Origin of the sequence: Arcanobacterium wilhelmae (genome assembly GCF_029632765.1) — a bacterium.
Classification (GTDB): Bacteria; Actinomycetota; Actinomycetes; order Actinomycetales; family Actinomycetaceae; genus Arcanobacterium; species Arcanobacterium wilhelmae.
In genome coordinates, this window is sequence record NZ_CP121247.1 from 209688 (window position 1) to 223264 (window position 13577).

A 13577-nucleotide genomic window follows, 5' to 3' on the forward strand; every position below is an offset into this window, starting at 1 on the left:
CGCGCTGCCGATTCCTCAGGTGACGCTCGAACCGCCCGCAAATGAGGAGTCGGTATACTGATCAATGCACAACGAAAGAGGCACACGCATGAACGATTTTCCTGAGAATAACGGTATTCCTGATAAGGAGGTGGCCTCTTCTGCACCCGGAGGTGACGGCGTGGTTGGCGCGGCAGCTGCGGCGCAGGTGAAGAACCGGCGTGCCGCCTGGATCGCGGCGGCTGTGGCCGTGGTGGGCTCGGTTGCGGTGGCTGGTGGCGTTTTCGCGTATCCCGCGATTTTCGGTGGTAAGGAGCCGGCCTCGCAGGCTGGAGTTTCGCAGTCGGCCCCGGTGACGCCGGTGGCGTCGGCTGGTGCTTCCTCTAGTGCGGCGGCTTCAGCGAGCGCGACGGCGGAGCCCTCAGTTTCGCCGACGCCGACACCCACGCCGACTCGCTCGCCCAATGAGCTGGTTGCGGATGGTTATCGCGAGGTGCTGAAGAATTTCCGCGAGCTCGGGCCGAAGGTGGACGGTGCAGTTGAGGCGGAGCAGTATACGCTGATGGATCTCAGTGGGGACGGCGTTCCGGAGCTGGTGATGATGGCGGTGAACGCAGAAGGCGAGATGGATGGGCAGACAAATACGGTGGTGTATACGTCTGACGCGAGTGGCCATGCGAAGAGGGTACGTGGTAGCACAGCGCAAGGCGTGGAAAGTGAAGGCTGGCTGGTCACCACGAATTCGAAGGTGAATGCGTTGTATTCTCAGGGGCAAGACGATGCACAACGGCTGACGGTTCAAGGTGCCCGCTATGTGTCTGAGGCGGTTGGCGAGCCCGAGAACGAAGTTCTTGCGATGGCAAACATTACCGACCTTGACCTGCTTGATTACTATGAGCGCGGATGGGGGTATGTTGGCCGCCCGAGCCCGTCCCTGCCGAACACGATTGAGGGGAAGATCGCCAAGGCCCGCCTGCAGAACAAATTCGTGTTTATTGGGAAAGTGGAGGAGAGAAAAGCAACGGATTATCTTGACGAGGAGTACATCACCTCTGAAATGTATGGAGGCTCCAACGTTTTCCAGGTTGTTCAGCTTTCGGAGCCGACAAAGATTTACCAGGAGAACGGCATGCCGTACTGGGGGAAGGTTGAGCAAATTCAGTTGCTTGGAAAGCTTCAGCTGCCGAAGAAATACGTGGGGAAAACTGTGGCTTTCGTGAGTGATCCATTGAGCCAATTGGGTATCCCTTACCCTATCCAGGCTCCCCATCCTGATGAGTTTACGGAAGCGCTCGGTGCCTTCTAGTTCCTAGGCTCAGACTAAGCGGGGCTCAAGCGGGGTTGGTATGCCAAAAATTGGCATACCAACCCCGCCTCGTCAACACGCTTCGAGTGGCCGCCAGGCCAGCCGGCGCGGCGTTCGCGGGGAGCGAGGTAGGCCGTCCGGCCCCGCCCGCCGTCGACGTCGGTTGCTAAACTAGGGTGCGAAGGTAGCAACCGCTACCGCAACCACTGATAGGGAAGCTGATATGACTTATAAACTTGTGCTCCTCCGTCACGGTGAAAGTGAATGGAACGCGAAGAACCTCTTCACGGGTTGGGTGGATGTGCCGCTCTCCGAGAAGGGTACTGAGGAGGCTCGCCGCGGTGGCAAGCTTCTGAAGGACGCCGGCGTCCTGCCCGAGATTCTTCACACCTCGCTTCTTCGCCGCGCGATCATGACCGCCAACCTTGCGCTTGATGCGGCTGATCGCCACTGGATCCCGGTGAAGCGTGATTGGCGCCTGAACGAGCGCCACTATGGTGCGCTTCAGGGCAAGAACAAGAAGGAAATCCGCGACGAGTACGGCGAGGAGCAGTTCATGTTGTGGCGCCGTTCGTACGATGTTCCGCCGCCGGAAATCGAGCTGGGCTCGGAATTCTCGCAGGATACCGATCCGCGTTACGCTGGCGAGCCGATTCCGCGTTCGGAGTGCCTGAAGGACGTTCTTGAGCGTCTGCTTCCGTACTGGGAGGGCGAGATCGTGCCGGATCTGAAGACTGGCAAGACGGTGATGGTTGCTGCTCATGGCAACTCGCTCCGCGCGATCATCAAGCACCTGGACAAGATCTCGGACGAGGCAATTTCTGGCCTCAACGTGCCCACCGGCATTCCGCTCTACTACGAGCTGGACGAGGAGACCCTCGAGCCGGTGACCAAGGGCGGCACCTACCTCGATCCGGAGGCCGCGAAGGCTGCGATCGAGGCTGTGGCGAACCAGGGCAAGTGATTTTTCGCCGCGCAACCAGTGAGGTTCGCGCGGTGTGAATCAAATGGGGGTGCGGGTTGAGCTTGTCGCTCAACCCGCACCCCCATTTCGCACTGAGTGGCAAAATTATCGTAGCTGGGTCGCCGCTCGCGCGGCCGCGGCCCCGATTCGCCGTGCAGAACTCCGTCACTTTAGCGAGGCGTGGAAATAGTTTCCACGCCTCGCCGATTTGATTGAGTTATGCACGAGATCCCCGGATCTGTAGGTCAGGAGCTACGCACTGCGCCCGGCTCGCTACGCCTCGGGCTCCATGCCAGTGATCAGGAACTGCATGCGGGTGGCCACGTTGACGGCCTGGTCGCCGTAGCGCTCCATGTAGCGCCCCAGCAGAATAATGTCCACGATCTCCTGGCGGCTCAGCTCAAGCTCAGTGTCGAGCACGTAATCGAACGACTTGCGGTGCAGGTCGTCAAGCACATCGTCGTCGGCGAGGATCTCGCGGGCGAGCGCCAAATCCTTCGTCTCCACCAGCTTCGCCACCTTCTCGCCAACGAGCGCTGCCTGATCGGCCATCGCCGTGAGTAGATCGTACACCGGCCCCTGAACCACGGTCGCCGGGTAGCGGCCACGCGCCACATACGCCACGTGCCGCGCCAAATCGCCCATGCGCTCGATCGTCGAGCTCAGCCGCATCGCCGACGCCACCGTCCGCAAGTCCTTCGCCACCGGCGCCTGTCGCACCAGCAGCGAGATCGCCATCTCGTCCACGTTGCGCTCGAGCAGATCGATCTTCTGATCGGCGTCGATCACTTGCTCCGCGAGCGCGAGGTTCGCGTCCTTAAAAGACTCGGCTGCGAGGCGCATCGCACGCGCGGCGCCTTTGGTCTCGGCGATGAGGGTGTCGTACAGCTCGTGCATTTCGAGGCGGAACTGTTCGCGCATATTTTCTCCTTCTGTTGCGGCGCGAGCGCCATGCTCGGCCGGGCGGAATTGCCCGCATTTACCCGTATTTAACCAGCCGGTGGTGAATTGTGCTCGCTAGTTAGGTAAACATCAGGAGAACACTTCGAGTACCGCCGCCGACGTCGGTTACTGTAGTGGTATGAACCATGTGACGCTCTTGTTGGTTGGCCTGCTGATCGGCGTGGCGATCGGCGGTGCGCTGGTGTTTTACGCGGTGCACGCTGCGAATTCACGCGAGATTCACGAGCGCCGGCGCCGGGCGGCGGCGGAGAAGATCGGCGTGGAGGACGTACTTCGCGCGCTTCCGCTCGGCTCGGTGATTGTGGATCGGCGCGGCGAGGCGCTGCATGCTTCGCCCGATGCGGCGTCGCTTGGGTTGCTTGTTGGTGCGCGGCTGCGCGGTGAGTTTACTGAGATTGTGGCGACGGCCCGCGCCGACGCCGACGCGCCTTTCGCCCCGGAGGCGCAGGTGGTTCCGGTGCGCGGGGAGCTGGGGGTGCGTCAGCTTGAGGTGCGTGCGGTTCCGCTCGACGACGGCGCTGTCCTGGTTCTTTTCCGTGACGTCACAGCCGAGCATCAGGCGGAGGCGTTGCGCCAGGATTTTGTGGCGAACGTGAGTCACGAGTTGAAAACTCCGGTTGGCGCGATTCGCCTGCTCGCGGAGACAATCGAAACGAACGCGTCAGACCCTGAAACCGTGGCCCATTTCTCCGGCCGCCTGGCCCGCGAAACCGAGCGGCTTTCCGAGCTCGTGAGCCAAATTATGGAGCTCTCGCGTGTCACGTCCGGTGTGGCGATGGAACGCGAACTGGTGAGTGTGGATCAAGTGGTCGCTGAGGCTCTCGATCGTGCCCGCGTCGGCGCCGTCGCCCGCGGCGTGGAGCTGGTCGGCGGCGGGGAAACGGGCCTCACAGTGCGCGGATCTGAGCAGATGCTTGTCAGCGCCCTGCGCAACCTCCTCGACAATGCAGTGCGCTATTCGCGTGAAAATACGCGAGTTTCTGTGGGAGTTTCCCGCCGTGACGGTAACGTCGAGATCGCCGTCGTCGACGCCGGTATCGGCGTCCCGCCCGAAATCCGCGGCCGGATTTTCGAAAGATTTTTCCGCGGCGACGAGGCCCGCACCCGCGACGCCGGTGGCAACGGCCTCGGCCTGGCCATCGTCAAACACGCGGCCGCCGAACATGGCGGCGAAGTGCGCCTGTGGAGTGAAGTCGGCCGCGGCTCAACTTTCACCCTCGTGATTCCCGACGCCGGGGCGCGAGGCGATACCCAGCCCACCGGCGTCGTCGGCGAAACTGGCGAAACTCAGCCCATCGGCGTCGTTGGAGAGGAGAACTAACATGACGAAAATCTTGGTGGTCGACGACGAGCCAACTTACCGCGAAACTCTCGAATTCAACCTCACGCGCGACGGCTTCGACGTGCTGACCGCGCCGAGCGGGCCTGAAGCCGTCGTGGCCTTCCGCAACGCCCACCCAGACCTCATCCTGCTCGATCTCATGCTTCCAGGGATGAGCGGCGAAGAAGTGTTTCGCAAGGTCAGGGACGAATCGGATGTTCCGGTGATTATGCTGACCGCCAAGGATTCGGAGATCGACCGCGTGGTCGGGCTCGAACTTGGCGCCGACGACTACGTCACCAAGCCTTACTCGTACCGTGAGCTCCTTGCGCGAATCCGCGCAATTCTGCGGCGCCTCGAGAAATCCGCGGGTGTAGCCGGGGGCGGGGCGTCGGCGTCGGCGGACGTGCTCAGCGCGGGCGGGCTGGAACTGGACGTTGCAGCTCACGAGGTTCGCGTGAATGGTGAACCTGTGGCGATGCCGTTGCGTGAATTCGAGCTACTCGAACTTCTCATGGAGAACCTGAATCGGGTCCTCACCCGCACCCAGATTTTCGATGCGCTGTGGGGAGTGGACTACATCGGGGATCCGAAAACTTTAGATGTTCACGTCAAGCGTATCCGCTCGAAAATTGAGGAAGATCCGGCGAATCCGCGCCAATTAGTGACGGTTCGCGGGCTCGGATATAAGCTCCTCGAGCACCCCGAAAAATAGGCGGTTTGGTAGAATGGGGTGCGAATTGGACTGTGTATGCGAGCGGAGAGGCCGTGGCGCGCAGGCAGCGGAGGAGTTTTTGTGAGCGTTGAGTTGAAGGTCGGAGAAACTGTCGTCTACCCGCACCATGGTGCTGCGGAGATCGAAGATATCTCGGAAAAGACCATGCGTGGGGAGAAGCGTTTGTACCTCACGTTGCGCGTGCTCCAGAACGATATGGTGATTCAGGTCCCCGCTGATTCCATTAAGGAAGTGGGCGTTCGCGACGTCTCAAACGAAGAGCAGCTCGAGCACGTTTTCGACGTTCTGCGCGAAGAAGATGTTGAGGAGCCGAGCAACTGGTCGCGGCGCTTCAAGGCGAACGGTGAGAAGCTCACCTCGGGCGATGTGAACAAGGTGGCCGAGGTTGTGCGCGATCTGACGCGTCGTAATGCTGATCGCGGCTTGAGCGCCGGCGAGAAGCGCATGCTCACGCAGGCCCGCGGGATTTTGGCGTCGGAGATCGCCTTGGCGCGCGATGTTGATGAGGCTGCTGCCGGAGAGCTGTTGAACGAGGTTTTGGGCGAGTACGTGCCGAGCCCTGATTCGGCAGAGTCGGCAGACGAGTGATCGCGTTTTGGTGATGAGTTGTGGCGGTGGCCGCGCGCTTGGGCGTGCGGCCACCGCTTTTACGTTAAATGGAAGAGGCATCATGAGTGTTGCGGCGGTGGTGACGGCGGCGGGTTCGGGCACGCGCCTGGGTGCGAGCGTGCCGAAGGCGCTGGTTGAGCTGGCGGGGGAGCCGCTGATTGTGCATGCGGTGCGTGGCATGGTGGCGGCTGGGGTTCGCGATGTCGTGGTGACTGTTCCGGCAGACCACGAGGCTGAGTTTGAGCGGGTTCTTGCGGGTCTCGCGGATGAGTTTGCTCTGTTGGCGACACCGACGCCCGGCTTTTGGGGTGCGAAGGGCAGCGCCGACGCTGGTGGAGGAATAGGGGCTGAGAGCCGCGGCCGTGAGCCGGGCTCTGATGTTATCGGGCGATCAGACGAGCCGGGCGCCGACGTCGTTCGGGTGCGGTGCGTGGTAGGCGGTGGGACGCGCCAGGAGTCCGTAGCGCACGGCCTCGCGGCGGTGGATGCGGACGTGGTGTTGATTCATGATGCGGCGCGTTGTCTGACCCCGCCGGCCGTGATTCGCCGTGTGGTTGAGGCAGTTCGGGCGGGCGCGGGCGCAGTGGTCCCGGTGATGCCGGTGACAGACACCATGAAGCGAATCGGCGGCTCCGGCGTCGGGGGAAGTGCACCGGCTGGGGCTGAGCCGCTCGGCGAAACTGTGGATCGCGGGGAGTTGCGGGCCGTTCAAACCCCGCAGGGTTTCCGCACTGACCTGGTCAAACGCGCGCACGCGGAGGGTGTGAAGCTCAGCGCCTCGGAGCTCAGTGCGGCTCCGGACGACGCCGCGCTTGTGGAGCTTATCGGCGAGCAGGTATGGGCTGTTCCAGGAGATGCCGAGTGCCTGAAGATCACAACGCCATTCGATTTGGCCGTGGCAGAATTCCTGTGTGAACAGCGGCGGAAGGGGAGCGATGTTTGATCCACGAAATTTGCGCACGGCGGTGGCTACCGATATTCACCAGTTTTCGACAGATCCGGCGCGGCCGATGTGGTTGGCGTGCCTGGAGTGGCCGGGAGTTGTGGGGCTCGAGGGGCATTCCGACGCCGACGTTGCTGCGCACGCCGTTGCCGACGCGATCCTGATCGCCTCGGGCGTGGGCGAGCTTGGAAGCGTGTTTGGTGTGGATCGGCCGGAGTTCGCGGGGGCTTCCGGCGCGCGGCTGCTCGGTGAGGCGGCGAGGCTGGTGCGTGAGGCAGGCTGGGAAATCGTGAATGCGTCGGTGCAGATCATCGGGCCGAAGCCGCGTTTTTCGCCGCGGAAGGCGGAGGCTGAGGCGGCGATGAGTGAGGTGCTGGGCGCGCCGTGTTCGGTCTCGGCAACGACGACTGATCATCTCGGGTTCCCGGGCCGAGGCGAGGGCCTCGCGGCCCTCGCCTCGGCACTGGTCTATCAGCAATAGGGCGTGCGGTGTGTGTGCACAACTCAATCAATCGGGCGAGGCGTTGCGCATATAGCAACGCCTAGCGGATCTGACGGAGTTGTGCACGGGGAACCCGGTGTCGGTGGTTGGGGTGTGTGCGGCCGGTGGGGTTTGGCTTGCTTTCAGGGCATGGTTTGTGTGTGCACAACTCAATCAATCGGGCGAGGCGTTGCGCATATAGCAACGCCTAGCTGATCTGACGGAGTTGTGCACGGGTTTCCCGTGCACAACTCGCGCTGCGCAAGTGCAGGCTGCGCAAGTGCAGGCTGTGCAAGCGCAAGCTGTGCAAGCGCAAGCTGCGCAAGTGCAAGCCGCGCGACCGGCGTCGGGAATCATACCGACGTCGTACACTTCAGCCTGAACTCGCACTCGCGAAAAACCGACAAAAAATCGCCCCTAGGACTTCTTGAGTATATTTTTCCGATCACGATGGCATATTCTTGGCATGGAAATTTGTTTTCATATTGAAGGAGCGCTGTGGGTATGCGGTTGTCTCATAAAGATTCGGTGCTTGATCTGATTGAAGCTCAATCAACGCATCTAGGCCGAGCGACGAAGGTTCTGACCGAACTCGCGCATGCGGAACGTTCGGAGCGAGAATCTCTTTACACGCAACTGCACGCAGTTGAGAACGACGCCGACGCGGCGAGCCACAAAGTGATCCAAACGATCAATCGGAGCTTCGTGCTTCCTTTTGATCGGGAGGATCTTTTTAATTTGACCTCCCTGATCGACGACTGTGTAGACATGATCGACGAAGCCGGCGGCAATATGGTGCTGTACAAGGTGGACGAGCTGCCGCCGGATGCCCTGAAGCTGATCGATATTCTGCAAAAGTGTGCGGATGTGACCATGACTCTTCTGGGTAAGCTCGAGAAGATCGACGAGCACATGCGCGCCTACTGGGTGGAGATCAACCAGCTGGAAAACCATGGCGACACTGTGTACCGTAACCTGATCTCGGATCTGTTCGCCGACGACGATGCCAACATGATGGCCGTGATGCGCATGAAGTTCGTGGTGGACCGCCTCGAGAGTGCGATCGATCGTTTCGAAAACCTTGCTGCGGTGGTTGAGACGATCGCGATCAAGGAGTCGTAGGCGTGAGTCTTACTCTGTTTTTGGTTTTGATGATCGTCGTTGTGGCGTTCATCTTTGATTTCACCAACGGATTCCATGACGCGGCAAATGCGGTGGCGACGGCTGTTGCTACGCGCGCGTGGAGCTTGAACCGTGCTCTCGAGATGGCTGCTGTGATGAACTTCGTGGGTGCCTTGATCGGTACGGGCGTGGCCGAGACGATCGGCTCGGGTATTGTTTCGCCGCCGCAGGATAATCGTGGTTTGGTGGTTGTTGCGTCGGGCTTGCTGGGCGCGATCATTTGGAACCTGATCACGTGGTGGTTCGGGTTGCCGTCGTCGTCGTCGCACGCGCTGATTGGCGGGTTGACGGGCGCGGGTATTGCCGCGTCGGTGACGGTGCATTGGGCAGTGATCGGCGAGAAGGTCGTGATCCCAATGTTCCTCTCGCCGATGGTTGGTTTTGTGTTGGCGTACGTCGGGATGAAGATCGTTCTGAAGGCTTTCGAGCGGGCGACATACAAGAAGACGATGCGCGGTTTCCGTAAGTTGCAGCTGTTCTCGAGCGCGGCGATTGCGCTCGGTCACGGCCTGCAGGACGCTCAGAAGACGATGGGCGTTGTTGTGCTTGCGCTGGTGGCCGGCGGCTACCACGAGGGCACGTCGATTCCGTTGTGGGTGAAGATCGGCGCGGCTGCGGCGATTTCGCTGGGTACGTACACGGGTGGTATGCGCATTATGAAGACGCTTGGCCGCAACATTACGGCCGTGGATCCGGCCCGTGGTTTCGTTGCGGAATCGGTGGCGGCTTCGGTGTTGTACACGACGGCGTTCTTGTGGCATGCGCCAATTTCGACGACCCACACGGTGACGTCCGCGGTGATGGGCGTGGGTGCGACGAAGCGTCGTAGCGCAGTGCGTTGGGGCGTGGCCGGGAATATTGTGGGCGGTTGGTTCTTGACGTTACCGGCGTCGGCAGCGTTCGCGATGATTACGTTCACGATCCTGCACGCGATTATGTAGTTGCGCGCGGTAGATGGACGAAGGCGGCCGGGAAAACCCCGGCCGCCTTCGCTATGCTCAAACACTGCGATCTACACGTCGTGTTCGAGGGGTTTAACAGGGATGAAGGTGAACAGGCCGCCGAGTAGCACTACCACGATCCCGAGGATCCCGAAGTAGGCGGCTTCCTTGAGGGTGATGCCGGTGATCGCCGCGCCGAGCGTGATCGCGGTGGAGTACATGAACGGCGCAAGGAAGGAGACGGCGCGCCCGGTGGTGGCGTAGAGGCCGAAGATTTCGCCTTCTTCGCCGGGAGGCGCGATGCGTGCGAGGTAGGTGCGTGAGGCCGACTGGGTGGGCCCGACGAACACGCAGAGTGCCAGCCCGAGCGCCCAGTAGACGGCGTGTGGCGAGAACCCGAAAACGCCCTTGTGGAAGATGAAGACGAGGAGGCCGATTGCGCTCATCGCTCCGACGGAGAAGATAATGACCCTGCGCGGTCCGAGGATGTCGTCGAGGTAGCCGAATCCAATGGTGGCGATGCCGGCGATGACGTTGGCAGCCACGCCGAAGATGATGATCTCGCCTTCGGCGAATCCGAATGCGGCGCCGGCGAGGATTGCTCCGAAGGTGAACACGCCGGCCAGGCCGTCGCGGTAGATCGCGGACGAGATCAGGAACCAGACGAGGGAACGATCTTCAGCCCAGATGCGCTTGAGTGAGGCCCAGACTTCGCGGTAGGCCTCGGTGATGCCTTCGGGTGCGTCGTCGGCGGTGGGTGGCACGTCGCGCAAGGTGACGATCAGCGGGAGCGAGAACACGAAGCTCCAGATCGCGGCGATGAGCACGGCCACGCGGATGTTCAAGCCGTTTTCGCTGGTCACGCCGAACCAGCCGACGTCGGGCTGGATGAAGCCGACGAACAGCGTCAGCAGCAACACGATGCCGCCGATGTATCCCATGCCCCAGCCGAATCCGGAGATTTTGCCGAAATCTTTGCGCGGCGCGATGTCGGTGAGGATGGAGTTGTAGATCACCGAGCCGATTTCGAAAGCAATGTTTCCCACGGCGAGCAGGAGCAGGCCGAGCCAGAGTTGCCACCAGCCGGGCGAGACGAAGAACATGAGCGCGGTGACGAGCGAAACGGTGAGTGTGGTGATGCGCAGGACGGTGGCGCGGCGGCCGGAGCGGTCTACCGATTGGCCGAGGGTTGGCGCGGAGAGTGCAATGATGAGGCCGGCCACGGCGAGGACGTAGCCGAGGGCGGTGTTGGCGTGGGAGCCGAAGCCGGGTGCTTTGACGAGGTAGACGGAGAACACGAACGTGGTGACGACCGAGTTGAACGCGGCGCCGGCCCAATCCCACAGTCCCCACGAGATGACGTGGGGGAACATGATCCAGTGTTTTTTGCCGCTGCCTTCGCCGGGCTCACCGGTGCCGATTGTGTCGGGAGTGCGGCGTGCGTGGATCACGGTGGATCCGCCGGCCGGGTCGGTGACGGCGCGCTCCCCGGGCAGGAAGTACGCGCCGGAGCGTTGAGTGTTCTTCTGTTTCGACATGGTGCCAATTTATCGCGTTTTTGCGCGGTTTTGTGGCTGGAGTAGGCTCCGTTTTTCCGACGGCGGTGCGCAAGTTGCGGGGATGAGCGCGGCTGGTACACCGGCGTCGGGTAGCGAAAAGTTTTCCACACTCGCGCCCAGCGCCGGGTTTTTCCACGGGCGTGAAAGTGGGCCGGGGGAGGGTAGGCGTTTCCTGTAAACTGGAGCCGTGACGCTAAAGATTTATGATTCGCCGGCTAGGGCAGTTCGAGAGTTCCATCCGCTCCACGAGGGCAAGGTGGGGTTGTACCTGTGTGGTGCCACGGTTCAGGGTTCGCCGCATATCGGGCATATGCGTAGCGCGGTTGCGTTTGATGTGTTGCGCAGGTGGCTGATTCGTTCGGGGTACGAGGTCACGTTGGTGCGCAACGTGACGGATATTGACGACAAAATCTTGAACAAGTCTGCCGAGTCTGGGTGGCCGTGGTGGGCGTGGGCGTACAAGTTCGAGCAGGAGTTCACGGCTGCATACGATGCCCTGGGCGTGATCCGTCCTACATACGAGCCGCACGCTACCGGGCATATTCCGGAGCAGGTGGCGCTGGTGGAGCGTCTGATCGAGCGTGGACACGCGTATGCCACGGATGAAGGCAACGTGTATTTTGACGTGAGCTCGCAGGCCGATTATGGCTCCCTCACGAACCAGCGCGTTGAGGATTTGGCGGTGGATGAGGCTGAGGGTGAGCCGGATAAGCGCAACCCGCACGACTTTGCGTTGTGGAAGAAGGCAAAGGATTCAGAGCCGGAGACGGCGAAGTGGAGCACCAAGTGGGGGCGCGGGCGTCCGGGCTGGCATTTGGAGTGCTCGGCGATGAGCGGCAAGTATCTGGGCGAGAGGTTCGATATTCACGCCGGCGGTATTGATTTGCGGTTCCCTCATCACGAGAACGAGCAGGCGCAGAGCCACGGCGCGGGCTACGGGTTCGCGCAGTACTGGATGCATAACGCGTGGGTGACCATCGACGGCGAGAAGATGAGTAAGTCTTTGGGTAACTCGCTCACGGTGGAGAACATCCTCAAGGAGTATCCGGCGGTGCTGGTGCGTTTCGCGCTGGGCACTGTTCACTACCGGTCCACGGTGGCGTATTCGGAGAAGACTCTGCGTGAAGCGGGCGCTGTGTGGGATCGCCTGAAGGGTTTCGTGGAGCGTGCGGCGGATGCTGTGGGCGAAGTGCCGGCGGGCGAGCTGGCGTTGGCCCCGGCGGATCTTCCGGCGGAGTTCGCGGCGGCGATGGATGATGATGTGAATGTTTCGGCCGCGCTCGCGGTGATCCATGAGCATGTGAAGCGTGGTAATTCGGCACTCGCGGCTGGGGAACTGGAGGCGGTTCGCGCTGAGCAGCTGCTGGTGCGTTCGATGCTTGATGTGCTCGGGTTGGATCCGCTTTCGCCTCAGTGGCGTGGCGGTGAGGGTGAGGGTTCGGTCGCGATGAGGGCGCTCGATACCTTGGTGAAGGATGTTTTGGACAAGCGCGCGGCGGCTCGCGCGGAAAAGGATTGGGCCACGGCAGATGCGATGCGTGATCTGCTTGCTGGCGCTGGTATTACTGTTGCAGATTCGGCGGATGGCGCCACCTGGAAGTTGGGAGAGTAAGTATGGCTGGTCAGGGTAGAGGGCGCCCCGGCGCTGTTCGTAAAGGTGCGAAGAAGGGTTCCCGTGGGGTTGGCTCGGGGGGCCAGCGCCGTCGCGGGCTGGAAGGCAAGGGGCCGACGCCGAAAGCGGAGGATCGTACCTATCACGTAGCGTACAAGCGCAAGCAGGAGGCCGAGGCGCGTGCGAAGCGTGCGGCCGGCCCGAAGCTTCGTGGTTTCTTGCACACGCCGGAGGGGTTTGAGCTGGTTTCTGGCCGTAACCCGGTGGCGGAGGCTGTGGCGAGCGGGATCCCGTTCGAGCGCGTGTTCATTGTGTCGTCGATGTCGAACGATCCGCGCGTGACGGAAGTGGCGCAGGCCGCGATGGAGCGCGGGGTGGCGCTGGTGGACGTGTCGCGTACCGAGCTCGACAAGATGACAGACGGCCAGGTGCATCAGGGCATCGCGATCGAGGTGCCGGAGCACGAGTACGCGGATCTTGAGGATCTTGTGGAACGCGGAGCGGAATCGGGCCGCCCGGGCCTGATCGTTGCACTGGATTCCGTGACGGACCCACACAATCTTGGAGCGGTGTTGCGTTCGGCGTCGGCGTTCCGTGCGGATGGAGTGCTGATTACGGAGCGTCGCAGTGCGCGCGTGAACGCCACCGCGTGGAAGGTGAGTGCGGGTGCTGCTGCGCGCGTGCCGGTTGCGCGCGTGACGAACCTGGTTCGTGCGCTGGAGGAGCTGAAGTCGCAGGGTTACTTTGTGGTTGGCCTGGCTGGCGGTGGTGAGGAGAATATCCCGACCCTCTCGCTGGCGGATGTGCCGCTGGTGCTGGTCACCGGCTCGGAGGGGGCTGGTCTGTCGCGCCTGGTTCGCGAAACATGCGATGCGATTGCTCAGATCCCGATTGCGTCTGAGATGGAATCGCTCAACGCTTCCGTCGCTACAGGAATCGCGCTCTACCAGATCGATCAACTACGCTCGAAGTAAGAAACTG

13 protein-coding genes are annotated in these 13577 nt (G+C 61.8%); 11 read left to right on the forward strand and 2 right to left on the reverse strand.

Annotated features, from left to right (window positions below; all coding sequences use genetic code 11):
• Window positions 1-88: 88 nt before the first annotated feature.
• Together P8A24_RS00965 and P8A24_RS00970 are read left to right on the forward strand one after the other, a co-directional pair.
• A complete protein-coding gene (locus P8A24_RS00965; RefSeq protein ID WP_278058814.1) occupies window positions 89-1285 on the forward strand; it encodes a hypothetical protein in 1197 nt (398 codons plus the stop codon).
• Between the two features lie 223 nt (window positions 1286-1508).
• Window positions 1509-2249, forward strand: a complete 741-nt coding sequence (locus P8A24_RS00970) for a phosphoglyceromutase (RefSeq protein ID WP_278058815.1) — start codon at window positions 1509-1511, stop codon at window positions 2247-2249.
• A gap of 273 nt (window positions 2250-2522) precedes the next feature.
• Here the strand turns inward: P8A24_RS00970 and phoU are convergent, their stop codons facing one another.
• The gene (gene phoU / locus P8A24_RS00975; RefSeq protein ID WP_278058817.1) at window positions 2523-3170 is read right to left on the reverse strand and encodes a phosphate signaling complex protein PhoU; all 648 of its coding nucleotides are present in this window, start codon (window positions 3168-3170) and stop codon (window positions 2523-2525) included.
• A 160-nt stretch (window positions 3171-3330) separates the two neighbouring features.
• Between phoU and P8A24_RS00980 the strand changes: the two genes are divergently transcribed.
• From P8A24_RS00980 to P8A24_RS01010, 7 genes are all read left to right on the forward strand, one after another.
• Window positions 3331-4533 carry a sensor histidine kinase gene (locus P8A24_RS00980; protein ID WP_278058819.1) on the forward strand — a complete coding sequence of 401 codons (1203 nt, stop codon included), beginning with the start codon at window positions 3331-3333 and terminating at the stop codon, window positions 4531-4533.
• Window position 4534: 1 nt separating this feature from the next.
• A complete protein-coding gene (locus tag P8A24_RS00985; protein WP_278058821.1) occupies window positions 4535-5248 on the forward strand; it encodes a response regulator transcription factor in 714 nt (237 codons plus the stop codon).
• An 81-nt stretch (window positions 5249-5329) separates the two neighbouring features.
• On the forward strand, window positions 5330-5857 hold the full coding sequence (locus tag P8A24_RS00990; protein WP_278058823.1) for a CarD family transcriptional regulator: 528 nt from the start codon (window positions 5330-5332) through the stop codon (window positions 5855-5857).
• A gap of 82 nt (window positions 5858-5939) precedes the next feature.
• A complete protein-coding gene (locus P8A24_RS00995; protein WP_278058825.1) occupies window positions 5940-6821 on the forward strand; it encodes an IspD/TarI family cytidylyltransferase in 882 nt (293 codons plus the stop codon).
• Window positions 6814-7302, forward strand: coding sequence for a 2-C-methyl-D-erythritol 2,4-cyclodiphosphate synthase (gene ispF / locus P8A24_RS01000; protein ID WP_278058827.1), 489 nt, complete (start codon window positions 6814-6816; stop codon window positions 7300-7302). The genes P8A24_RS00995 and ispF overlap by 8 nt, the downstream gene beginning before the upstream one ends.
• Window positions 7303-7806: 504 nt before the next feature.
• Entirely contained in the window at window positions 7807-8424 is a 618-nt protein-coding gene (locus P8A24_RS01005) for a DUF47 domain-containing protein (RefSeq protein ID WP_278060253.1), read from the forward strand.
• A 2-nt stretch (window positions 8425-8426) separates the two neighbouring features.
• The gene (locus tag P8A24_RS01010) at window positions 8427-9425 is read left to right on the forward strand and encodes an inorganic phosphate transporter (RefSeq protein ID WP_278058829.1); all 999 of its coding nucleotides are present in this window, start codon (window positions 8427-8429) and stop codon (window positions 9423-9425) included.
• A gap of 71 nt (window positions 9426-9496) precedes the next feature.
• On the opposite strand, the gene P8A24_RS01015 is transcribed toward P8A24_RS01010, so the two are convergent.
• Window positions 9497-10963 carry an MFS transporter gene (locus P8A24_RS01015; RefSeq protein WP_278058852.1) on the reverse strand — a complete coding sequence of 489 codons (1467 nt, stop codon included), beginning with the start codon at window positions 10961-10963 and terminating at the stop codon, window positions 9497-9499.
• Window positions 10964-11171: 208 nt separating this feature from the next.
• Here P8A24_RS01015 and cysS point away from each other — a divergent pair, with 208 nt between their 5' ends.
• Window positions 11172-12596, forward strand: coding sequence for a cysteine--tRNA ligase (gene cysS / locus P8A24_RS01020; RefSeq protein WP_278058854.1), 1425 nt, complete (start codon window positions 11172-11174; stop codon window positions 12594-12596).
• Window positions 12597-12598: 2 nt separating this feature from the next.
• Window positions 12599-13570 carry a 23S rRNA (guanosine(2251)-2'-O)-methyltransferase RlmB gene (gene rlmB / locus P8A24_RS01025; protein ID WP_278058856.1) on the forward strand — a complete coding sequence of 324 codons (972 nt, stop codon included), beginning with the start codon at window positions 12599-12601 and terminating at the stop codon, window positions 13568-13570.
• Window positions 13571-13577 lie beyond the last annotated feature (7 nt).